Raw genomic sequence first — 20,645 nt, forward strand, 5'->3', positions numbered from 1 at the left:
CGCCTGCGATGCAGCAGCACCCTTGCTATGGGGCTGCCTGCCGCGCCTTGGGCGCCGAAGTTCTGAACTTGTCCTTTGGCCGGGGGACCGCACCTCTGGCGACAGCGCAAGTGGTGCTACGACGGTGGCCATTGCTGGGTCGGTTCGCCTTGGTGACTCGCGGCCCGGTCTGGTCCGAGCAGTTCCCCCCCGCTGATCGCCATACTGCGCTGCACGCGCTGGTGGATCAGTTGGCACAGCGGTTCACCGGCGTGATCCTCACGCCGGATCGCGATCAGGGGCGTGACCTGCTGGAGGGACGCGGGTTGCTGCGCATGATGTCGCCGTTCCATCTGGCCGAGATCGATTTGACCGGGCCACATAGCGCCCGACGTGCGGCACTGGATCAAAAGTGGCGCAACCGGCTGAACCGGGCCGAAGCGTCGGGGCTGCAAGTAAAAATAACTCGGTTGCCTGCGGACCCGCAGCACTGGCTGTTGCGCGCGGAGGCCGCGCAAAGCCGACAACGCCGCTACAGCCGCCTTCCACCCAGCTTTTCAGTTGCATGGGAAACGGCCACTCCCGGGGGCACCCGACTGTTCAGCCTCTATCAGGCCGGACGCCCGATCGCGGGCATTTTGGTGTTACTGCATGCGCCGACAGCGACCTATCACATCGGCTGGACCGGCCCCGAAGGTCGCCACGTGTCGGCCCATAATCTGTTGATGTGGCAGGCCGGGTGCTGGTTGGCAGAGCGCGGATACACCGGATTTGATCTGGGGGTTCTGGACACGGAAACGACGCCCGGTTTGGCGCGTTTTAAGCTCGGCGCAGGGGCCAAACCTGTTCACCTTAGCAGCACATGGATGCGAGCACCGGGCACCGCAATGGTCGCGCGTTTGGGTGCCGCATGGTCTCAGCATTGGGGCGCGGTGTCGCCCGGGCCAAACGGTTGGCCCGGGCGGATGTCTTGATCTTCCCGGCGGACGATCAGTCGGTGACAGTGACCGAGACCATACGGTCAGGCTCTCCGACCACGGCACCATTTGGTCCGGTTCCAAGCTTGATGGCGTCGACGATGTCCATGCCTTCGGTCACTTCACCGATGATGGTGTACTGTCCGTTCAGGAATTCACCCGGCGCGAACATGATGAAGAATTGGCTATTGGCACTGTCCGGGTTCTGGGACCGCGCCATCCCAACTACACCGCGTTCAAACGATTCTTCTGAGAACTCGGCAGGGATGTTGTCGCGGTCAGAGCCGCCCATTCCCGCTTGGCGGATATCGAAGTCCGCGTCCATCTTGCCGAATTCCACATCCCCGGTCTGGGCCATGAAACCGTCGATAACCCGGTGAAACGCGACATTATCATACGCGCCTTCTTCGGCCAGAGCGACGATCTGCGCCACGTGTTGTGGGGCCAGATCATCGCGCAGCTGAATCTCAATCACACCGTTTGCTTCGCCAGCAACGGTGATTTCAAGTCCGGTGGCAAAGGCCGGCGCTGCGGCCAGCACCGTCAGAGCCGTCGCAGCGACCTTAAACATCTGCGGCCACCTTGACACTGATCATCCGGTCCGGGGCCGCAGGCGGCTCACCCCGGGCAATCTTATCGACGAATTCCATCCCCGACAGAACGCGACCATAAACGGTGTACTGACCGTTCAGAAAGCTGTTGTCGGAGAAGTTGATAAAGAACTGCGAGTTGGCCGAGTTGGGATTGGATGAGCGCGCAGCGCCGATCGTGCCCCGGTCATGCGGCAGCTTGGAAAATTCCGCCGGAAGATCGGGAAGGTCAGACCCGCCGGTGCCAGCGCGACGGATGTTGAAATCCTGTTCCATGTTGCCATTGGCGACATCACCGGTCTGCGCCATGAAGCCATCGATGACCCGGTGAAAGGCAACGTTGTCGTACGCTCCGGCCCGCGCCAGTTCCTTCATTCGTGCGGTATGCTGGGGCGCCACGGCTGGCAGCAGTTCAATCACTACGGCGCCATCCTTCAGCTCCACAATGATGGTATTTTCTGGATCTTTGATCTCGGCCATTGGGGGCCTCCTTTTCTGCGTCGAATTGCGCCGGACCCTAGGGTGCATTTCGTCAAAGGAAAAGCCGAAAGCAGGTCAGTGATTGACCGCTCGTCCGATCTGGGGTGAAAGAACCCAACCGCAAATTGACTGGAGAACCCAAATGGCTTGGAAATCGCTCGACGACCTGGATCTGAGCGGCAAGGTTGTCTTGACCCGCGTGGACATCAATGTTCCCGTTGCGGATGGCAAGGTAACCGACGCAACGCGGATCGAGCGGATTGCGCCGACCATTGCGGATATTTTGGCGAAAGGCGGCAAGCCGGTCCTCATGGCGCATTACGGGCGGCCCAAAGGCAAGGTGGTTCCCGACCTGTCCCTTGAGTTCCTCGTGCCGGTTTTGCAGGATATTCTCGGCGTTCCGGTCACTTTCGCGTCCGATTGCATCGGCAGCGCCGCGAAACAGGCGGTGGGTGAATTGCCGAACGGGTCGGTTTTGTTACTAGAGAACACCCGGTTCCACGCCGAAGAAGAAGCCAACGATGCGCGGTTCGCGGCGTCTCTGGCCGCATTGGGACAGATCTATTGCAACGATGCGTTCTCGGCCGCACACCGCGCTCATGCCTCGACCGAAGCCCTCGCCCGGCTGATGCCCGCCTGCGCGGGACGCCTGATGCAGGCTGAACTGCAAGCGCTTGAGGCAGCATTATCCGCACCAAAACGGCCCGTGGTTGCGGTGGTGGGCGGTGCCAAGGTATCAACCAAACTCGAATTGCTCAGCAATTTGGTGGAAAAGGTCGACACGCTGGTGATCGGCGGCGGCATGGCAAACACGTTTCTGGTCGCCCAAGGCAAACCTATTGGGACATCGCTGGCCGAAGCCGATATGGCCGACACCGCCCGTGCGATCCTGACCAAGGCTGAATCAGCTGGCTGTACGATTGTCCTGCCAATCGACATCGTCGTCGCGCGTGAATTCAAGGCCGGAGCCGCCTATGAGGTCCTCCCGGCAGATGCTTGCCCGGATGATGCGATGATTCTGGATGCGGGACCAGAAAGCGTGGCGGCCTTGGATGCGGTATTCAAAGCTTCCGCCACGTTGATCTGGAACGGTCCGCTTGGCGCGTTCGAGATCCCGCCCTTCGACATGGCGACCAATGCTGCCGCCAAATGCGCTGCCACTCTCAGCCGAGAGGGCAAACTGATCAGCGTTGCGGGAGGTGGCGACACGGTGGCCGCTTTGAACATCTCCGGCGCGGCAGATGATTTCACTTATATTTCGACCGCAGGCGGTGCGTTTTTGGAATGGATGGAAGGAAAAACCCTTCCGGGTGTGGCCGCTTTGAACGATCAGGGGTGACAAACACTCACCGTTAGCGCTCCCAGTATTGCTTGCCATGCGGGAGCCGACTAACCAATGACGCAGTTCAATCAGTCAAAGGTTCCTACGATGAAAGCCACTGAAGCCGTCCAAAAGATCCTGAGAAACTATGAAGGTGAAACCCCGGGCGTAAAGGCCAAACTTTGCAGCATTCTGATGAATGGCGCGTTGGGTGGAACCGGAAAAATGATCATCCTTCCGGTTGATCAGGGCTTTGAGCACGGACCCGCACGGACCTTTGCGCCCAATCCAGCCGGGTATGATCCGCACTACCACTACCAACTGGCCATCGACGCGGGCATGAATGCTTATGCCGCGCCGCTTGGACAGTTGGAGGCAGGCGCGGATACCTTCGCCGGTCAAATTCCGACAATTCTGAAGGTAAATTCTTCCAACTCGCTGATGTCAGAGACTGCCGGAAAAAACCAAGCGTTGACCGCGTCTGTGGATGACGCGCTGCGACTCGGCTGTGCGGCAATCGGGTTCACGATCTACCCCGGCTCGGATTGCGCCATCGAGATGTTCGAAGAGATCGTCGAAATGCGCAAGGAAGCTGCTGCCAAGGGCGTCGCCACGGTGATCTGGTCCTACCCGCGTGGCGAAGCCATCAGCAAAGACGGCGAAACCGCAATCGACGTTGCTGCTTATGCCGCCCACATCGCAGGTCAGATTGGCGCGCATATCATTAAGATCAAGCTGTCGACAGACCACCTCATGCTGCCGGAAGCCAAGAAAGTCTACGAAGACCTCGGCATTGATGTCTCGACCCAAGCGGCGCGCGTCAAGCATTGCATGGATAGCGCCTTTGCCGGTCGTCGCATCATGGTGTTTTCGGGCGGTGCGAAAAAGGGTACGGATAGCGTCTATGACGATGCCCGGGCAATCCGCGACGGTGGCGGAAACGGCTCGATCATTGGGCGCAACAGCTTCCAGCGGTCCCGTGAAGACGCCATGGAAATGCTTGGCAAACTGGTCGACATCTACAAAGGCGCCGCCTGATCCCTTGGCAATGGCCGGACCTTTCAGACCGGCTGTTGCCATGATGTTTTAGATTCAAAATCCGCTTCGGATGTGCGATAGTCAACGCAACGCACATCCGGGCGGATCAGGGCAGCAATGACAAAAAACAGTGGTTTCGGTTTCCTCGCTTACGCGACCATGGCAGTCGCCCTTGCGATCTACTTCGCGTTCGCTGCGGTCCAAGGCGATCTTGGCGTATTGCAACGGATTGCGATTCAATCCGAATTGAACGCATTGATTGAGACTCGTGATGCGCTGGAAGGCGACGTTGCAGCAATGACCAACAAAACCCGTCGGCTGTCAGACAACTTCCTCGACCTCGATCTGCTCGACGAACGGGCGCGCAATATCTTAGGCACCTTGCGCGCAGACGATTTGGTCGTTCGCTAAGACTGGAGCCCGCGCTGCCGTCATCCATCCTGACCCAGGATCAGGCCGCTATACAGCCAAAGCAAAGCTCACGACGTTCGATCCCCTGCGTTACCAGCCCCACGAGGACAAAAAACTGCGTGGCACTCCGTCTCAGAGGAGCATCCCATCAATGGTGAGGGTGAATTTTGCGGAATTCTAAAGACGTTGGTTCATGGAAATTGACGGCTGCGCACACCCTGCCTCGCCCACGATCTTTGCCGGCACACCCGCAACGGTCGTACACGCAGGAACATCTTCCAGAACAACCGAACCGGCGGCAATTCTTGAACAATGCCCGACGATGATATTGCCCAACACTTTAGCCCCAGCGCCAATCAGCACCCCATCCTCAATTTTCGGATGACGGTCATGATCTTCCTTGCCCGTGCCCCCAAGTGTAACCGCATGCAGCATCGATACGTTGTCGCCAACTACAGCCGTTTCCCCGATCACAATCGAATGCGCATGGTCGATCATGATGCCTTTGCCCATCCGCGCCGCCGGATGAATGTCGACACCGAAGCATTCTGATACCCGCATCTGAACAAAATAGGCCATATCCTCGCGCTCCTGCGCCCAGAGCCAATGACCGATCCTGTACGCCTGAATTGCCTGATACCCTTTGAAATAAAGGATAGGTTGGATCATTCTGTGGCACGCGGGGTCACGCTCGTAAACTGCGACCAAATCCGCACGCGCCGCCTGAACCAATGACGCATCCGATCCATAGGCTTCGTCCATGATTTCGCGCAACAACTGGTCAGGCATTTCGCTGGACGACAGCTTCATGGAAAGCCGATAGGACAGCGCCCGTTCAAGCGTCGAGTGGTGGAGGATACCAGAATGGATCAAGCCGCCTAACAGCGGCTCGGCCCGGATCGCATCTTTGGCCTCTGACGTGATTTGGGCCCACACGGGGTCAAAAGACGAAATGCTCTTGTGAAGTTCCGCCATATCGGCCTCCTCTTTGCTCGGTCATATACGGGAAGACTGAGGCACAGAAAAGATCATACCGGTTTGCGCCCTATCCACCAAGGGTCAACGGCGCGGTATACCCAATCGCAGCAGGTGAACCGCAAGACGGATTTGCCCGGACGTAAAGGCGCCCCCTTCGGCTTCAAGTGACAACGCCGTATCCACGTAATACGCGAGTGGCTGCCCCGTCAGACCCATCGCAGTGGAACCCTCTGCAATCCCAAGGCCAGAGCCGTACCGGTTTGAACTGCTCGCCACGCCAAGGCGCCATGACGTCAGGCTTCCCGAGATGGCTTGAAGGACGCGCCCAGTCACACCGAAAACCACGGATGAGGCCGGGATGATTGCGGCGCTAGTCACATTTGTTCCGGGGGTCAGATCTAGATCAAACTCGATCACGTCGATCAGTGTCGCCGCCCCATTTGGCGACAGTGCGACACCGGCTGCAACCCATGTCGAACCGTCGTGAAGAACCGGTTGGCTCATGTCCTTGACCCATCCACGCCACCCTGCCTGAGGCGAAACGAACAGCCAGCCGCCGTTGCAAAAGACTGCAAGTTTTCCCTGTTCCGTTGCCCACTCTGCTGATGCCCCGACAGGCACCCCCCATGCTTGGCCATCTATCGCTGTGATAGGTGGCTGGGATATGGACAGTGATTCCAACGTCATCTGGCACAGGCCGTCCAACAGGGCAAAAGCCTCGTTCACCGTTACATGCTTCTGCGCTTGTGATGCCTGGACAAGCGGCAGATTCAGATTTTCCGTTTTAGTCATTGATCATGATCCTTCTAAATAAACCGGCCCCGACACGATCGGAAATTTGTGCGACCTGAACTTCATATGCTCCAACCACACCGTCCGCAGCGCGCATGGACGGCTCGTAACTCCACAGAGGTTGGGCCACGGTTACGGTCCGCACGACCGTTCCTGCCACGAGCACGTGCAGCAGATACTCTTCACGCGCTTCGCCAAGCGGCGCGTCGGCTATAGACCAAATGTCTCCGTCAATCCGGGTGCGCCTGATCCAACTGATACGATCAACTCCCGCCGCATCCCGAACCTGCTGCAAATGTACCGGTGCAAATGGTCTTAGACCCGCCGCTTCGCAGGCCACCTGCAAATGAACGAAATTGTTATCGTCATATGTCAGGTCAGCGGGCCCGATCCGATAGTGTCGCGCAAGCCCTCGCATATTGCTCGGAAAGGATAGCTGCTTGATGGCATCATCCAGCAGAACTACCGTCGATCCAGCGGGCCACAGATCCGGGATCAGCGCGTCTGTTCCAAGTTGACCGCGAAGGCGGTCGCTCAGCCCATAAATGCCAGAGCCCAAAGGCACGGCAGTCTGAAACTGGAAGATTTCCCAATGCCCCGTATCCTGATCGCCGATGGCCATCGCATTCGCGCCAGCCAGAAGCGCGTCCATCGTGACAGAACTAAGCGCCCCACCAGATAGGACCACTTCGAGCGTCGGCCCGCGGTCGAAAATGCCATGTGCTGCTTTCGCCAACGGGGTTTGGGTCACACCAAGGATTGCCGAGACCTCGACCACAGCATTCAAGGAATAGGCTTGATCATAAGCCGAGTCGTAAATGGCCACCGCGCCCGGCCATGGATCACTGGCCACAGCAATATAGGGTGCCGATTGGACGTCGGTGTTGGTCAACAGTGGCAGATCTAGAATCACAGGCGTCGGCGGCACCTTTGCAGGAGGCGCAACCAAAGTCACGGAACCCTCAACAACGCCCCCAGGAAGATAGGACTCAGGCTCTACTCGGATTGCCTCTAGCAGCCGCAATCCCATGTCCTCGACGCGGTCGATGCGATAGCGCGCCACGCCAGAAGGCGTCGGAATTGCCACCACATCCCCTGCCCCTAAAGCCAAAGACGACGGGGGCAATGCAAACTTACAGCTTTCTCCGGCGATCCGTGCTTCCGATAGCCACCTCTCGGCCACATGACGCGCCTCTGCGGTGGTCATCACCAAATTCAACTCCGTCGCCGACACCGACTGGGCCTCTGCCTCGGGAAAGCTTGTCTCCGACACCTGAGCGTCGAACGAACCATCAGCAGCGACAAAGGTCAGCCGGATGCGCCCAGCGCTCTCTGAACCCGCCCCACGAAGCGTCAGAAGGGTGCTTTCCTGCTCATCGGAAAGAACAAGTTCGCCTTTTTCGACGGTCTTGGCGATTTTTCCAGATCGATTCCGGAAAACCAACGTACCATTTCGTTCATGCGCATCAAATCCATAGGCAAGCATAAGCGGCTCTAACGCCTGTCTGGCAGTCGTTGGCTGCGCAATTCCAAACCCACGAACAAGCCCATATAGGCCCGAGACATCCACATTGGTCAGCCCTGAGTTTTGGCAAATCTCGGTGACAACCGTCGCCAAAAGTTGAGACCCTGTGCGGCCATTCAGCCAATGCCCATGGGTGTAATTATCGCCGTCACTCCAAATTTCTGGTAGCCCCGGAAACCAAGGGTATGGCCGGGCGTCCCACGCCCAGACATGCGCGTGCGCCATGTCGACCATCCTGCCGCCGTACGTTCCTGACATCGGGTTGTTCAGGGGGTCGGTCCAGTAATCGTATGTCGCCCGCAGGTATTGCATCTGAATGAGGTCATCGCGCGCGCCATTAGAGGCGCGCGGCAGCACCGATTCAGAGGATTTTGGATCGAGAAACTTGTTCGGCTCGTTGGTCGCTTTATCGAGCGCGGCGCACCCGATTTCCGTGAACCAGATCGGTTTCGACTGAGGCACCCATGACGTTGGCACCATTTGGCGAACGCCGCCAATCCGATTGTGATGCGCGTTAGACCACCACGAAACCAAATCCTTATATCGATAGACCCAAGGCTCTCCATATGCCCCGTCGGTAATGGGCGTGCGCACTTGGTCATGCGCCGCTTGGGCATCCGGATAGAACCAATCGAACCCCTCCCCCCCTGCAATATTGCTTTTCAAGTAGTCGAGATCATAGATGGTCTCCCATCCGGCTTGGGCGTCGGCATGCTGCGTACCCTCTCTCCAATCTGAAAGCGGCATATAATTGTCGATGCCGATGAAATCGATATCAGAATGCGCCCAAAGGGGATCAAGGTGAAAAAAGTGATCGCCGGTCCCATCAGCAGGATCGTAGCCGAAGTATTCTGACCAGTCGGCCGCGTATCCGATCTTGACCGCAGGCCCGAGAATAGACCGCACCTCATCGGCCAAACGGACAAGTTCCGACACTGCCGGGAAACTATTTCCGGCCCCGCGAATTTGCGTCAGCCCACGCATTTCAGAGCCGATGCAAAATGCATCCACGCCGCCGGCAGCCAAACATAAAGCGGCATTGTGCAAGATGAATCTGCGAAAGCTCCATTCCGATGCGCCGGAATAGGTTACCTTACGGTCACTGATCGTAAAATCCGACGCAGTTGCACTCCCGAAAAATGCCGCGACTTCGCTTGCCGCGGCGACTGTCCCATCAGGACTGCCCGCGCGGCCCGGCGCTATCGACAGGGAAATGCGCCCGCGCCAGGGTAACGGCGGCTGCTCCGCCTCTCCAGTCCAAGGGTCGACTAGGCCATTTCCAGCAAGCTGCTCCATCAAAATAAACGGATAGAACACTACACTCTTTCCGCGCGACCGAAGCGATGTGATGGCTTCGACAACACTCTGATCTGATGGGGTCCCCCCATAAACCGGACGCCCTGCCTCTTGCGCCACCTGAAGGGCCGAAAAACGGTCCAGTCCTGCAACCCCCCATTGCATCGGCGTCCCGTCGGCATCCTTGTGCTCAACTTTTGGCCGGATCTTGGCCTTGCCGCAGCGAAGATCGTCGCCGAACCAAGACACAACCAGAGAGACCGACGCACACTTGGGCAGTTCAGCTTCCAAGGCCGTCATTGACGCCAGAAAATCCGTCCGCCCATCATAACTGTGAACATTGGCAGGCCGCTTGCGTCCCGGTCCTTCTGAATAATGCACCGGTGTCGTTGCCAGTGCATATTCCCCAGTCCCCGGGATCAGCGCGACGGCCTGAACCGTCTCAACCAGGGATTTCGCAGATGCAGTCGCAGCAGCTTGCTCTGGTCGAATGACCTCGAAGCTGAATTGCGGCACCCGATTTCCGAACTGACCTAAATCAAGGTCTTCCAGAACGATATAGGCGGTCCCGCGATAGGCCGGAACATTGCCTGCCCCTTCAATTGCCGAGATTTTGGGATCGGGTACTTGGGTTTCAGACCCCGGATACACCCGCAAATTCAGCGCACTCCTTGCCACTTCATACCCGTCGGCCCAAATGCGTCCGACATGGCTGATCTCACCTTCACATAGGGCAATCGCCAAACTGACCGAATAGGAATAGCTGCGAACAGACGCGCCGCCTGCTCCGCCTTTTCCGCCACTCGATTTCTGTGTCTGGCGCCGCTCCAGAAAATTTGATGCCCAGATCACTTGGCCCGCAATCCGTGTACGTCCGAACACTTGGGCAACGCCGCTGCCCTCGCTTGCGCCAGTGACGCGAAAACGATCAATTCGGCCCGTCTCGATGACTTCCGAGCCCGCCCCCATCAACCGTTGATCCAACGACTGGCCGATCGTTGCGCCAACAGCCCGACCGATCACGGCAGCAGAAAGCCCCAAGACCGAACCACCGATTGCGCCACCCACTGCCGCTCCTGCCGCAGACAAAAGAATTGTCGCCATCAGATCACCTCCTCGGGAAACTCAAAGCGCGCAACGATCTTGCGCGCCCAAGGCGCGGAAAGGGGGCTTTCGATCACGCCATGTTGCGCATAAGCGTGCAGAAAGGTCGCCGCCGGAGAAAGCTCCGCTTGGATGCCGAGATGTTTGGCAATCGTGCTGTCTCGCATCCGAAACAGCACAACGTCGCCGGGTTTGGGATGATCGAGGGGCCTCGGCGTCAAATGCCGCAATGCGGCGGCCCACAGCACCTCTTCATGCTGCGGCTCGGCCCAATCGGACGTGTATGCCGGGACAACTTCTGGCTCAGCCCCATACAACTCTCTCCACACGCCGCGCAAAAGCCCAAGACAATCGCAACCGATGCCTTCATGTGTCGCTTGATGGCGATACGGCGTCCCAATCCATCGCCGCGCGATTTGGATGCTGCGTCGCGAAACCGTACTCATTGGTACCGACTCCCGCCATTGTTTTTGCCTTTGCTTCTGGGATAGGCCAACATCCAGTCCTCCCCCGGGATATTTGGGAACCCTCGGAAATTCAGAAGATTGCCGAATTTCTGCTGACAGGTAGCCAACCGCTTGTCACAGCCCGCCGTCAAACGAACCTGATCGCCGGTGACCAGAACCTCCCGTAAATCTTGCCAAAGTGTGATCCGACTGGCGGCAGACACGCGCCGATCAAATTTCACCTGACCAAGCAACCCGGCGGCGGAACCACTCAGGACCTTCAGGGACCCGCGCTCGAACCACCCCTCCTGATAACTCTCAGCCCCGACCAAGGTGAACACTTGGGACCCACCTTGCGAACTCACCGTCGCCACCGTTGAAAACGTCGAGCTTGTCGTATCGACACCACATGCAGCGTCGCCCAATCCTGCCCCACATAACGCCTGATAAGTCCGGCCCTGCTGCTGGTTCAGCTTTTCCGTCAATCCGCGCAACTCTGCGCGAAACGCGCCACCGCCAATCTGCACGTCACCCAACGTCCCCCGGAACAGCAAATAGCGTTGTTCCGGATCATTCCAATTGACCAACCAAGTTTCAACCTCGGCACCATCGTAGCGTCCGGCAGTGATGTCCGCTTCAGTTATTGCGGCATCGCTCAGCGCACCCATCGCTTCACTATTGTCGATCGACAGACCTGTGGTCTGCTGCAATGCATGCGCGGTCAGTCCCGTATCTGCCTTGAACACCATTCCAGCTAGCACGAGTGGCCGGTCATGATCAGTAAAGCCAAGCGCGTGGCCATCTTTGCGACGGACAACCCAACAGCGGCAAAGCGAGGTCGCGCCCTGATCCAGATGCGCCTGAAGCTCCGGAGAAATTGCCATCAGACCCGAACCTCCACAACCGGAACGTCCGAGATTTCCCCGCTTTGAAACGACGAAAGGGATGTAAAAATTCGGTCGGTATCAAACCGAACCGGAACATCAAACTCAAACCCCGCAGTCACAGGAACGCCCACTGCTGGAGCAGACATGAGGCTAACCACGCCGGACGTGATATCGACCGAAAACTCTGATGGGCCAAGGTCGACACCATCTACCGCTACCCGTACAGTTCCGGCCACCGGCTTTCCAATCGGGCGTTGGTAGGCGGCATCTCCGGAGGCATAGCGTTTCACCAATTGGAACGTGGCTATGACGCCGTTCCCAAGTCCCAACGCTTGATCTAAAGCAGAGACCTGACCGGACGGCACACAGCTCTTGAAATCGGCCCAATCTTTCCAGCGGAAGGCGAAGACCTGTCCTTGCCGTGCCTCAAAGAACGCGGTCAACAGGGCCATATCGTCGAGTGATTTGACGCCCATGCCAGCATCATATCGCCGCCGCGACTGCGACCATGGCGTATTTCGCTCCTCAAACCCATTTGCCAAGGTGACAATTTCGGTCCGGCGCTCTGGCCCACCGGCCGAACCAAAGCTCAGAGACGTGGGAAACCTGACGTCATGAAAACTCATGGCAATGTCCTTTTGTATTGCTCTAACGAAGTCTCTGGCCGCGCCCTAAAGCGCGGCTTAGCTGCGCGGCGACCTGGCCCTGAGACCTCTGAAATCCGGTGACATCCGGGGTCGAAATATTCATGACGACGGTCACCGCTCGTCCACCACCATCCGCCGCAACCCCAAGGCGGCCGTCGGCACCACGGGTCAGTGGCATGATGGCTTCAGGTCCGGCCTCGCCCATCAGCCCGGTGCCGCCGCGCATTGGAAAGGTCGTCGGTGCGCTGACCACCCCCCCTTTCGCAAATGGCGTCACCCGGCCCTGCACAAAGCTTCCCCCTTTGGCAAAAGGAAGCGCGCCGCTGATCACGCCCTCAAGCCCAGCGCCGAACATGGTCCCGATATGTTTGGTGACCGGATTGATGGCAGACGAATAGGCCGCACTGACCATCGACTTTCCAATATTCTGCAACGCATCCGACAACTTCATTCCGTCGAAAACGACACCGTCAAACGCGCCTCTCAGACCACGGCTCATGCCGTTTGACAGGGTGCGCACTTCCCGGCTGGTATCCGACATTGTGGTCCGGATTTGCTGCATCTCGCCGGCAAACGTTGACGCGACCGCTTGCGCCCCCGCAAGACTGGTTTCCAGCACAGTCACCTGATCGGTGAAGTCATCAAGCCCATCAATTTCCGCCATTTCACACTCCTTTGACTGTGTCCGGGAACCGGCTGGCCAGTTGTTCAAGCTGCGCCCGGGACAACGGCACCTCGCCTTGACCCGCCCCAAGCATCAGCAGCAACTCTGCCGGCGTCAGTTTCCAGAATTCCTCGGGCTTCAGCCCGACCCGCTGAACGCCTGTACGCAAAAGCCCGGGCCAATCGATTTCCGTCATGACCGATCGCCACCGGGGACCGTGAACGCGCGGGTCAGTAACAGTGCCGCTGCCTTTGCAGCTTCAACCGGTCCACCCGCGATCTCGACCGTCAGCAAGTCCTTAGCATGGCCATTCCAGCCACCGCCCCGCAGCCCGGCGACGACAAGCGCCAGAACGTCTCGGGTTGAGATCGCGTTCGTTTCGAACCGTGTGATCAGATCGACCAAGGTTCCGCTTTGCAATTCCGTTTCCAGCTCCGCCAAAGCACCCAAAGTCAGTTTCATCCGCGTCGGCACACCGTCCAACGTCAGTGAAACTTCTCCGGCCCATGGATTGGCCATCAAATCGCCGTAAAGCTCAGCGCCCCAGCCGACGCCATCGACAGCTCATAGGTGGCTTCACCGTCATGGCTTCCGGCATACTCTAGGGCTGTGACTTGAAACGCCCCCTCAACGATTCCGAAATCCGGGATAATAACCTGAAACTGGGGCACCTGCCCTGCAAAGAAGACATCCCGTGTCCGAGCATCCGTCGCCTCATCGCGAAAGACGCCCGACCCCGACAATGCTGCCGACCGAATACCCGCTCCGGCCAGCAACTCCCGCCATCCCCCTGTACTATCCAGATTTGTGACATCCACAGTTTCCGCGTTGAAGCTGATCCGGGTCGCGCGCAGCCCCGCAATGGTCTGAAAATTTCCCATGCCGTCGATGTCGATCTTGATCAAAAGATCCTTGCCGCTTTGAGCTGTCATCTCTCATCTCCATGTCATTTTTGCGATTGGTTGGCCGCACTGTTGAGTGCGAAAAGCGGCTCAGGCGTCGTCGACGAGCGCTTGAAACTGAAGGTCGATACGGCGGCGGGTTCCCGCCCGCTCGCGCCGCGCCTTGGCTTTGTAAAACGACAAAGACACCACCGTGCCACGCGCCATCGGCAAACGGGCCGTGGTCAAAGCGGTGTCTACGACAGCCGCGACCCGTTTCGCGGCCTGAAACCCTGCTTCGTCCGTCACAATGCTGACGACAAACCGATGCTGTGCCGTACGCCCCGTCTTATCGCTACGCGCGACCACATCCTCCGGCCCGATTGCAACGTAAATCGACGGAAGCTGGCCCTGTGGCGCCGCATCAAAAATCGCGGTACCAACCAATCCAGCAAGCGCAGTGTCACCCGTGAGCCGCGCGAAAACGGCCTCTTGAAGGCATGACGCCAAGACATAAGTCAAACCGTCTCCTCCTCAGTGACCTTGCAGGTGAGATAGCGCCCCTCAGGGTCCGCCTCATAGACCGCGTTGATCGAGAAAAGACGCTGACCCAGCCGAAACCGCTGGCGTGCTGTCGGCCGCGACGGCGCACCAACAGGGGCGCCCCGAACCACAATCCGTTGCGACAGTTCCGACACACCCGCGGCCTCGACTGTCCGCTCGCGGCCACTGCTGGTCTTCAGTGCGCCCCACATAACCCCGATCACAGCCCAGGTTTCGACAAATCCTCCGGCCCCATCCGGCACATATTGCGGGGCCTCCAGATCGAATTCATGGGTCAAGGCAACGGTCTTCATGCGCCCGCCCCGCCAAGGATGCGGACCGTGCGGTAACGCTCGATCAGGCTGGTCACGCCGAACGGCATATTGCCATCATTCGTCGGCTGCTCTTGGCGCGTCTCATAGTAATGCGCGGCCAGCAGCAAAACCGCCTGTGCCAGATCAGGCGGCATCCCTGACCAGTCGACACTATAGCCCGCCGAGAAGGTCACCTCGGCCGTCCCACCCGTTGGGATTGACGGCAGAAAGTAGGACACCGCGCGCAACAACGGGCGCAACGCATCTTGTTCAAGATAATAATATTCAGGGTCCGCAAAACTGGCATCCCCCTGGCGCGTGATAATCGTGATGCCCGACACGTTAGAGACCGGAGCCACCGGAAGGGCCTGCACATCGCGGCATCGCCACGCAGGCAGGGTCCATCGAAAACCGCGACTGTATAGCGCTTTGCCAGTCCGCCCTTCGATGGCGGCAATCGCGGCGCGCAGACAGGTTTCCAGAACGCTGTCCTGCACGGCGTCATCGGCAAATCCGCGGCCCAACCTCAGATGCGCGCGAAACGGCACAATCGGCAGGTCCGAAAGCGGGGTCTGCATAATCTCGACAAGCATCATGGCGGTTCTCCGAAATCTGGGCGATTGGCGAATTCTGGGAAGGCAGGGGCGATCAACCGTCCGTGCTGCTCTGACGGAGGGAAGCTGGACAACACGTCTGGAATTGACCTTTGATCGCCCCAATGAACCGCGCCTCTTCTCCAGCACGGTCCATCCGGTCGCTGGATCAGGTCGCGCTGAAACGCAGGACCTTGATCGCGGCAAAATCACTGACATCGCCACCGACGCGCTTGGTGGCATAGAACAGCACATGCGGTTTGGCCGAGAACGGGTCCCGCAGCACCCGCAGGTCGGGACGCTCGGCAATCGTGTAGCCTGCGCTAAAATCACCGAAGGCAATCGCCGCCGAGTTGATCGCAATGTCCGGCATTTGCTCCGCAATCAGGACGGGATACCCCATCAATCGCGCCGGTTCAGCAGCAGCCAAACCGTCCGACCACAAGAAGCGACCATCCGAGTCCTTCATCTTCCGCACCGCACCGGCGGTTTTCGAATTCATCACGAATGTCGCATTGCCGCGATATTGCGAGTCCAGCGCATAGACCAGTTCGATGATCGAATCCGACGGTGCCGTGGTCGCGAAGTCTCCGTCTGCACCCGTGGGCAGATACCCAAGACTGCCCCACGCCCAATTGTCGTTCAACATCAGCGGATGGTTTAAAAACCCGCGCGGCTTGTCCTGCCCGTCCCCGGTGATGAACGCACTCGCTTCAGCCCGCGAGAATTTGTCCGCGATCCGGCTCGCCAGCCAAGTCTCGATGTCAAACGCGCTATCGTCCAGCAACCGCTGGCTCGCTTTGGGCATCGCGCTAAGCTCATGTAGCGGGATCACAATGCGGTCGATCTTGGCGCTGGTGTTGTCGGTCAGCGTCGTGGTCTCGTTCGCCCATGTGTGATCGATGTCGGTGCGGTCAACCAGCACATCGTACGAGGTCGCTTCGATGTTCACTACCGTAGAGACCGACCGCAACGACGACGACGAGTTCAAAACAGCGTGGATTGTGGCCGAGGTTTGCGGATCAACCAAAAAACCGCCTTCCGATGCGATCGCGGCATTGAAGGCCTTGCCTTCCAGTTCGACCCCCCGCAAGGCATCTTCATCGCCGTTGCGAAGATAGCCGTTAAAGGCCTTCTGGTGCGGCGCCTCAAGATCGGCGGCCATGGACAGTGCGGGGCGCCCGGAACGGGCAGATTTACGATCCAGCATGGTCAACTTCATTTCCTGTTCTTTCAGTTGAGTGGAAATCCCGGTCCGGAATTCGGTTAGGTCCTGCATCAATCCGACAAGCGCGGACTTGATTTCTGATGCCGCCGATGGCGGCTCTGTCTGGGCATCGGGCGCACTTGTCCCGGCCCGAGCCTTGGTCTCGGGTTGGTTCATCTCAAACTCCTTTCAGCGGTGGTGGGCCGGCCCAGTCCGCGCTGGCCAGTCGGCGGCGGGCATCATTGACGACCTCCGCAAGGTCACGAAACAGGCGGTCCGACAGGTCTTCCGACTTGGCCCCAATTCGTGCCGTTGGCAGCATCGGGAAGGTCACCAGCGACACTTCCCAAAGCTCCACTTCAGACAGAACCCTGCGGCCACTGTCGTCCTTGCTCGCCCGGATCGTCCGATATCCAATCGACAGCCCATCGATGGCTCCCGCCTCGATCAAGGCAATGGCTTCTCGTCCACGGGCCACGTCCGTCAGCAATCGGCCCTTCACATGCAGGCCGCGCTCGTCCTCGTGCACGTCATCCCAAATACCGATCGGCTGGGTCGGGTCGTGCTGCCACAGCAACTTGACCGCTCGGCCGCTTGCTTTCATTCGCTGCAGCGACGCCGCATAGGCCCCCCGCGCCACAACATCGCCCCCCTGATCCATCGCCCCAAATAACGACGCGTATCCTGCGATTTCCGCTCCGTCTTTGATCTTGATATCCTGATCAAATCGACAGAACTTATGCTCTAGTCCGCTCAATTCCTGGCTCTGCATTCTCTGCTATCCTCCGTTTGGGGCGATGGTCAGCAGATCGCCGATCGCCTGCGCCAAAATGGTGGCCACGACCCCGAACACCGTCAGCCATAGCCGCCGTTCAAGCCGCTCCATCAACTCTTCGATCCGGGTCAGGCGACCGTCGATTCCTTGGAATTGCAGCTCTAAAACCCGTTCATGCGCCTCACGCATCTGGGCCGGGCCATATTCGAAAGGTTCGTACAGAAACCGGGAACCGCTGGTTGCGCGGCGCACCTCGCTCACGGCTCCCCCTGGGTCAGCGGCGGCAGCCCGAGCATCGCGCGCTTTTCATCCCGCGTCAGGAAATCGGCATCGCTGACCCGGCGCCATTGGGTCTCGCGCTCGCTTGCAAGCGCGGGGATCTGATCTTGATCCGGTTTGACCTCAATGGTCTCGCCGGTGAACCGGCTCAGCCAACTGCCCACCGCATGGGCAACCCGTGTCGCAAGCGGCAACACCGTCAGGCGATAGAAGGCGCGGTTGGCCTCCTGATAATTCGCATAGGTCGCATCCCCCGGAATCCCCAGCAACATGGGCGGCACCCCAAAGGCCAACGCGATCTCGCGCGCCGCAGATTCCTTGGTTTGTTGAAACTCCATGTCACTGGGGCTGAATCCCATCGGCTTCCAATCCAGACCGCCCTCAAGCAGCATTGGCCGCCCCGCGTTCTTCGCCCCTTGATAGTTGGCCGCCAACTCATCAACCAAACGCTCGTACTGGTCATTGGTCATCGATCCGTGCCCGTCCGGACTGCGGTAGACCATGGCGCCCGAGGGACGCGCGGCGTTGTCCAGCAAGGACTTCGACCAGCGCGAAGCCGAGTTGTGGACATCAATCGCACTGGCCGCGGCCTGCAGCGCCGACAAGCCATAATGATCATCCAGCGGATGAAAGCTTTTGATATGACAGATCGGTGGCACATCCGCGGTCATATCAAAGCGATGCTTCTTGCCTCCGACCGCATAGTCATAACCCACCGGCCAGCCATCCGACCCGGGGATCAAGTTCATCCGGTCCGAGCGCAGGACATGCAACTCGAACGGAAGCACCCCGTCATCACCGCCGACCGCCTCTAAATAGCCGTTCCCGGACAATAACAGCTGGCCATACAACGCCTCGAACAGTTCAGCCCGGCCCTGCATCTGATTTGGGGAGGCGATCAGCGATGCAATCTGGTGAATCTCAAAGCGTTGATCTTTGTTCTGCACGATCAACGGCAGCGCGGCCGCCGCCTCCGAAATCATCTTCACCGTGCGAAAGCCAATTGGATTGCCAGAAAACCCGTTCCGGATCAGCGATCCGGTGTCGCGCGGGCTCCATGCGACCCGACCAGACCCGCTCCACGCAATCACCGGGCCTGTGGCCGACGCTTTTTGCTCGGGGGGTTTCGGGGTCTCTCGTCTGAGAAAACTCATTGCCATAGGCATACCTCCTCGGTTGCCGCGGCGCTGCGGCGTGACCCGTCCGGGCCGGTATTCATCATGTGTCGTATGTTGCTGCCGAAGATCGGAAAGGCTGACCTTCAACCCGTTCCGACCGACCGGTTTACAATCCGCGCACGCGGGGGCGCTGCCACGTCGAGGCCGGGCCGATAATTAGGTCATGCAAGTCCCAGACCAATGCATCGACCCGGTCCGGACTTCCCTTGCCCTCGTAGCCCCGCACGGTCATCAGACACATCTGGTCCTCCAGCGTCCCCAACCCCCGCACGTGGCTTACCCGCCCCTGCTCATAAAGGGCCGCAACAGGCTCGGCTCGTGCTGCCTTGCCCCGACTGGCCCGCACCGCCCGAAACGGTACCAGCGGGTCCACCTGACGGACCACACTCTCCACCATGTCGCCGCCCTGATTGACCTCTGCGACCAAGCGGTCGGCCCCATGCCGCGCCATCGCGGCCAACGCGGCTTCGGCCCAGCCCCGCGGGCTTGTGCCCTGAATGGTCGCGTCCTCAATCACGCAGGCGGTCCACCCCTGCGGGCTGCCGCCTGTCCGCGCTCCGACCACCAATATTCCGCACTCGTCCGAGGCGCTTGTGCCGGTGACCGGCGGGTCAACCGCAACCACGATCCGATCGAACTCGGGCACCTTGTCGACCTGCACCTTTTCCAGCATCGACTGGGTCCACATCGCGCCCTCTGCATCTTCCAGCAGCACACCGTCCAGTTCTTGCCGTCCCAGCCGTGTCCCGGCATAGCGGGCCCGAACTTCGGTCAGGAAACTATCCGCCAGAAATGCCCGGTTGGCCTCGGTCGGCGCGGCGGTCACCACGGTTGAGCTGTTATCCAAAATGCGTTTCAAGACGCTCACATTGCGCGGCGTCGTCGTCACCACCTGACGCGGCGTCTCGCCCAAGCGCAGCCCAAATTGCAACATGTCCCACGCGTCGTCGGCCTTCTTCCATTTGGCCAACTCATCGACCCATGCGGCATCGAATTGCGGCCCTCTCAGACTCTCAGGCTCATGGGCGGAAAACACCTGCGCAACGGCGCCATTGGGCCAAACCAATCGCTTGCGGGTCACTTCCCAGGTCGGGCGACGGTCCGGAGGCGAGCACGCCATGATCCCGCTTTCGCCCAGAACCATCACCTCGCGCACCTGTTCGATGGTTTCGCCGACCAATGCGACCCGGCGTGACCGGCCCGGATCCAACGGGCGCGCACCTTCCACCTCACTGCGCACCCACTCGGCCCCGGCCCGGGTCTTACCCGCGCCGCGACCGCCCATGATCACCCATGTGCGCCAGTCGCCTTCGGGCGGCAACTGATGCTCCAACGCCCAGAATTCAAACAGGTAAGGAAGCGCCAAAAGCGCTCCCTCAGACATGTCATTCAGAAAGGCGTCCCGGATCTCCTGCGGCGCGCAGGCAAGCAAGGCGCCGCCCGATCTCAAGTCGGGCCGCATCGAAGTCGACTGCGTAGTCGTTGACGACGCCAGCTTCGTGTTTTCGTCGTTTTTCAAGGCGCTCCCTCTCTGACACGGCAGGGATCAAAATCGCCTTCAATTCCTTGAGAAGCGATGATGTCTCGGCAGCCGCGCCGGTTTTGTTGTCTTCTAATACTACAGTTGCATTTTGAGCCCGGTTTTCCGATGAGCTCTTGCGGCGTCGAGTTGATGGGCGCGTCGCCATCTTGACCAATCCCAGATGACATTGGTGGAAAGAATAGGGCGCAAGAGAAGGC

General features: G+C 59.2%; 25 protein-coding genes. 4 read left to right on the forward strand and 21 right to left on the reverse strand.

The annotated features are described in order from the left end of the window. Window positions 1-8: 8 nt before the first annotated feature. Window positions 9-953 (forward strand): GNAT family N-acetyltransferase, encoded by a 945-nt coding sequence (locus BV911_RS13205; RefSeq protein ID WP_086054117.1) that lies wholly within the window; start codon window positions 9-11, stop codon window positions 951-953. 16 nt (window positions 954-969) lie between these two features. Here BV911_RS13205 and BV911_RS13210 read toward each other — a convergent pair whose 3' ends face one another. Together BV911_RS13210 and BV911_RS13215 are read right to left on the reverse strand one after the other, a co-directional pair. Next, a complete protein-coding gene (locus tag BV911_RS13210) occupies window positions 970-1,527 on the reverse strand; it encodes a peptidylprolyl isomerase (RefSeq protein WP_086054091.1) in 558 nt (185 codons plus the stop codon). Then, the gene (locus tag BV911_RS13215; protein ID WP_086054092.1) at window positions 1,520-2,026 is read right to left on the reverse strand and encodes a peptidylprolyl isomerase; all 507 of its coding nucleotides are present in this window, start codon (window positions 2,024-2,026) and stop codon (window positions 1,520-1,522) included. Before BV911_RS13215 ends, BV911_RS13210 begins: the two co-directional genes overlap by 8 nt. Window positions 2,027-2,168: 142 nt before the next feature. Between BV911_RS13215 and pgk the strand changes: the two genes are divergently transcribed. The 3 genes from pgk (at window position 2,169) to BV911_RS13230 (ending at window position 4,796) form a co-directional block, all read left to right on the forward strand. Continuing rightward, a complete protein-coding gene (pgk, locus tag BV911_RS13220; protein ID WP_086054093.1) occupies window positions 2,169-3,365 on the forward strand; it encodes a phosphoglycerate kinase in 1,197 nt (398 codons plus the stop codon). A 90-nt stretch (window positions 3,366-3,455) separates the two neighbouring features. Beyond that, a complete protein-coding gene (locus BV911_RS13225) occupies window positions 3,456-4,385 on the forward strand; it encodes a class I fructose-bisphosphate aldolase (protein WP_086054094.1) in 930 nt (309 codons plus the stop codon). A gap of 117 nt (window positions 4,386-4,502) precedes the next feature. Beyond that, window positions 4,503-4,796 carry a septum formation initiator family protein gene (locus BV911_RS13230; RefSeq protein ID WP_086054095.1) on the forward strand — a complete coding sequence of 98 codons (294 nt, stop codon included), beginning with the start codon at window positions 4,503-4,505 and terminating at the stop codon, window positions 4,794-4,796. Between the two features lie 177 nt (window positions 4,797-4,973). On the opposite strand, the gene cysE is transcribed toward BV911_RS13230, so the two are convergent. The 19 genes from cysE to BV911_RS19590 form a co-directional block, all read right to left on the reverse strand. Beyond that, entirely contained in the window at window positions 4,974-5,771 is a 798-nt protein-coding gene (cysE, locus tag BV911_RS13235) for a serine O-acetyltransferase (RefSeq protein WP_086054096.1), read from the reverse strand. Window positions 5,772-5,855: 84 nt separating this feature from the next. Beyond that, window positions 5,856-6,566, reverse strand: a complete 711-nt coding sequence (locus BV911_RS20240) for a DUF2793 domain-containing protein (protein WP_086054097.1) — start codon at window positions 6,564-6,566, stop codon at window positions 5,856-5,858. Next, window positions 6,559-10,491: a glycoside hydrolase/phage tail family protein gene (locus tag BV911_RS13245; RefSeq protein WP_086054098.1), complete on the reverse strand. Its 3,933-nt coding sequence runs from the start codon at window positions 10,489-10,491 to the stop codon at window positions 6,559-6,561. Before BV911_RS13245 ends, BV911_RS20240 begins: the two co-directional genes overlap by 8 nt. Continuing rightward, window positions 10,491-10,937, reverse strand: coding sequence for an NlpC/P60 family protein (locus BV911_RS13250; RefSeq protein ID WP_086054099.1), 447 nt, complete (start codon window positions 10,935-10,937; stop codon window positions 10,491-10,493). Before BV911_RS13250 ends, BV911_RS13245 begins: the two co-directional genes overlap by 1 nt. Continuing rightward, the gene (locus BV911_RS13255; protein WP_086054100.1) at window positions 10,934-11,821 is read right to left on the reverse strand and encodes a DUF2163 domain-containing protein; all 888 of its coding nucleotides are present in this window, start codon (window positions 11,819-11,821) and stop codon (window positions 10,934-10,936) included. Before BV911_RS13255 ends, BV911_RS13250 begins: the two co-directional genes overlap by 4 nt. Then, on the reverse strand, window positions 11,821-12,450 hold the full coding sequence (locus tag BV911_RS13260; protein WP_086054101.1) for a DUF2460 domain-containing protein: 630 nt from the start codon (window positions 12,448-12,450) through the stop codon (window positions 11,821-11,823). Before BV911_RS13260 ends, BV911_RS13255 begins: the two co-directional genes overlap by 1 nt. Window positions 12,451-12,472: 22 nt before the next feature. After that, window positions 12,473-13,135, reverse strand: coding sequence for a phage tail tape measure protein (locus BV911_RS13265; RefSeq protein WP_086054102.1), 663 nt, complete (start codon window positions 13,133-13,135; stop codon window positions 12,473-12,475). 1 nt (window position 13,136) lies between these two features. Then, on the reverse strand, window positions 13,137-13,331 hold the full coding sequence (locus tag BV911_RS13270) for a rcc01693 family protein (protein WP_086054103.1): 195 nt from the start codon (window positions 13,329-13,331) through the stop codon (window positions 13,137-13,139). After that, entirely contained in the window at window positions 13,328-13,654 is a 327-nt protein-coding gene (locus tag BV911_RS13275) for a gene transfer agent family protein (RefSeq protein WP_086054104.1), read from the reverse strand. Before BV911_RS13275 ends, BV911_RS13270 begins: the two co-directional genes overlap by 4 nt. Beyond that, a complete protein-coding gene (locus BV911_RS13280; protein ID WP_086054105.1) occupies window positions 13,654-14,067 on the reverse strand; it encodes a phage major tail protein, TP901-1 family in 414 nt (137 codons plus the stop codon). The genes BV911_RS13275 and BV911_RS13280 overlap by 1 nt, the downstream gene beginning before the upstream one ends. Before the next feature lie 60 nt (window positions 14,068-14,127). Continuing rightward, a complete protein-coding gene (locus tag BV911_RS13285; RefSeq protein ID WP_086054106.1) occupies window positions 14,128-14,538 on the reverse strand; it encodes a DUF3168 domain-containing protein in 411 nt (136 codons plus the stop codon). Then, window positions 14,535-14,873 carry a head-tail adaptor protein gene (locus BV911_RS13290; RefSeq protein WP_086054107.1) on the reverse strand — a complete coding sequence of 113 codons (339 nt, stop codon included), beginning with the start codon at window positions 14,871-14,873 and terminating at the stop codon, window positions 14,535-14,537. Before BV911_RS13290 ends, BV911_RS13285 begins: the two co-directional genes overlap by 4 nt. Beyond that, window positions 14,870-15,469, reverse strand: a complete 600-nt coding sequence (locus BV911_RS13295; protein ID WP_086054108.1) for a head-tail connector protein — start codon at window positions 15,467-15,469, stop codon at window positions 14,870-14,872. The genes BV911_RS13290 and BV911_RS13295 overlap by 4 nt, the downstream gene beginning before the upstream one ends. A gap of 166 nt (window positions 15,470-15,635) precedes the next feature. Continuing rightward, window positions 15,636-16,850: a phage major capsid protein gene (locus BV911_RS13300; RefSeq protein ID WP_086054109.1), complete on the reverse strand. Its 1,215-nt coding sequence runs from the start codon at window positions 16,848-16,850 to the stop codon at window positions 15,636-15,638. A 1-nt stretch (window position 16,851) separates the two neighbouring features. Further along, entirely contained in the window at window positions 16,852-17,445 is a 594-nt protein-coding gene (locus BV911_RS13305; RefSeq protein WP_086054110.1) for an HK97 family phage prohead protease, read from the reverse strand. A gap of 6 nt (window positions 17,446-17,451) precedes the next feature. Beyond that, window positions 17,452-17,709: a hypothetical protein gene (locus BV911_RS13310; protein WP_371588175.1), complete on the reverse strand. Its 258-nt coding sequence runs from the start codon at window positions 17,707-17,709 to the stop codon at window positions 17,452-17,454. Beyond that, a complete protein-coding gene (locus tag BV911_RS13315) occupies window positions 17,706-18,887 on the reverse strand; it encodes a phage portal protein (protein ID WP_086054111.1) in 1,182 nt (393 codons plus the stop codon). Before BV911_RS13315 ends, BV911_RS13310 begins: the two co-directional genes overlap by 4 nt. Before the next feature lie 124 nt (window positions 18,888-19,011). Continuing rightward, on the reverse strand, window positions 19,012-20,367 hold the full coding sequence (locus tag BV911_RS13320) for a DNA-packaging protein (RefSeq protein WP_205963856.1): 1,356 nt from the start codon (window positions 20,365-20,367) through the stop codon (window positions 19,012-19,014). Then, window positions 20,291-20,645, reverse strand: a 355-nt coding sequence (locus BV911_RS19590; RefSeq protein ID WP_205963857.1) for a hypothetical protein, incomplete at its 5' end; no start/stop codon positions are given. The genes BV911_RS13320 and BV911_RS19590, both read right to left, overlap by 77 nt.

The sequence above is a fragment of the Pseudoruegeria sp. SK021 genome, from assembly GCF_002119405.1.
Taxonomy (GTDB): domain Bacteria; phylum Pseudomonadota; class Alphaproteobacteria; order Rhodobacterales; family Rhodobacteraceae; genus Meridianimarinicoccus.

Bases quoted from the DNA above. Each gene is read 5' to 3' on its own strand.
- BV911_RS13260 (WP_086054101.1), bottom strand. From the start codon at position 12,450: ATGAGTTTTCATGACGTCAGGTTTCCCACGTCTCTGAGCTTTGGTTCG.
- pgk (WP_086054093.1), top strand. From the start codon at position 2,169: ATGGCTTGGAAATCGCTCGACGACCTGGATCTGAGCGGCAAGGTTGTC.
- BV911_RS20240 (WP_086054097.1), bottom strand. From the start codon at position 6,566: ATGACTAAAACGGAAAATCTGAATCTGCCGCTTGTCCAGGCATCACAA.
- BV911_RS13315 (WP_086054111.1), bottom strand. From the start codon at position 18,887: ATGGCAATGAGTTTTCTCAGACGAGAGACCCCGAAACCCCCCGAGCAA.
- BV911_RS13300 (WP_086054109.1), bottom strand. From the start codon at position 16,850: ATGAACCAACCCGAGACCAAGGCTCGGGCCGGGACAAGTGCGCCCGAT.
- BV911_RS13205 (WP_086054117.1), top strand. From the start codon at position 9: ATGCAGCAGCACCCTTGCTATGGGGCTGCCTGCCGCGCCTTGGGCGCC.
- cysE (WP_086054096.1), bottom strand. From the start codon at position 5,771: ATGGCGGAACTTCACAAGAGCATTTCGTCTTTTGACCCCGTGTGGGCC.
- BV911_RS13290 (WP_086054107.1), bottom strand. From the start codon at position 14,873: ATGAAGACCGTTGCCTTGACCCATGAATTCGATCTGGAGGCCCCGCAA.
- BV911_RS13250 (WP_086054099.1), bottom strand. From the start codon at position 10,937: ATGAGTACGGTTTCGCGACGCAGCATCCAAATCGCGCGGCGATGGATT.
- BV911_RS13215 (WP_086054092.1), bottom strand. From the start codon at position 2,026: ATGGCCGAGATCAAAGATCCAGAAAATACCATCATTGTGGAGCTGAAG.
- BV911_RS13225 (WP_086054094.1), top strand. From the start codon at position 3,456: ATGAAAGCCACTGAAGCCGTCCAAAAGATCCTGAGAAACTATGAAGGT.
- BV911_RS13280 (WP_086054105.1), bottom strand. From the start codon at position 14,067: ATGACAGCTCAAAGCGGCAAGGATCTTTTGATCAAGATCGACATCGAC.
- BV911_RS13295 (WP_086054108.1), bottom strand. From the start codon at position 15,469: ATGATGCTTGTCGAGATTATGCAGACCCCGCTTTCGGACCTGCCGATT.
- BV911_RS13305 (WP_086054110.1), bottom strand. From the start codon at position 17,445: ATGCAGAGCCAGGAATTGAGCGGACTAGAGCATAAGTTCTGTCGATTT.
- BV911_RS13270 (WP_086054103.1), bottom strand. From the start codon at position 13,331: ATGACGGAAATCGATTGGCCCGGGCTTTTGCGTACAGGCGTTCAGCGG.
- BV911_RS13245 (WP_086054098.1), bottom strand. From the start codon at position 10,491: ATGGCGACAATTCTTTTGTCTGCGGCAGGAGCGGCAGTGGGTGGCGCA.
- BV911_RS13320 (WP_205963856.1), bottom strand. From the start codon at position 20,367: ATGCGGCCCGACTTGAGATCGGGCGGCGCCTTGCTTGCCTGCGCGCCG.
- BV911_RS13230 (WP_086054095.1), top strand. From the start codon at position 4,503: ATGACAAAAAACAGTGGTTTCGGTTTCCTCGCTTACGCGACCATGGCA.
- BV911_RS13255 (WP_086054100.1), bottom strand. From the start codon at position 11,821: ATGGCAATTTCTCCGGAGCTTCAGGCGCATCTGGATCAGGGCGCGACC.
- BV911_RS13265 (WP_086054102.1), bottom strand. From the start codon at position 13,135: ATGGCGGAAATTGATGGGCTTGATGACTTCACCGATCAGGTGACTGTG.
- BV911_RS13275 (WP_086054104.1), bottom strand. From the start codon at position 13,654: ATGGCCAATCCATGGGCCGGAGAAGTTTCACTGACGTTGGACGGTGTG.
- BV911_RS13210 (WP_086054091.1), bottom strand. From the start codon at position 1,527: ATGTTTAAGGTCGCTGCGACGGCTCTGACGGTGCTGGCCGCAGCGCCG.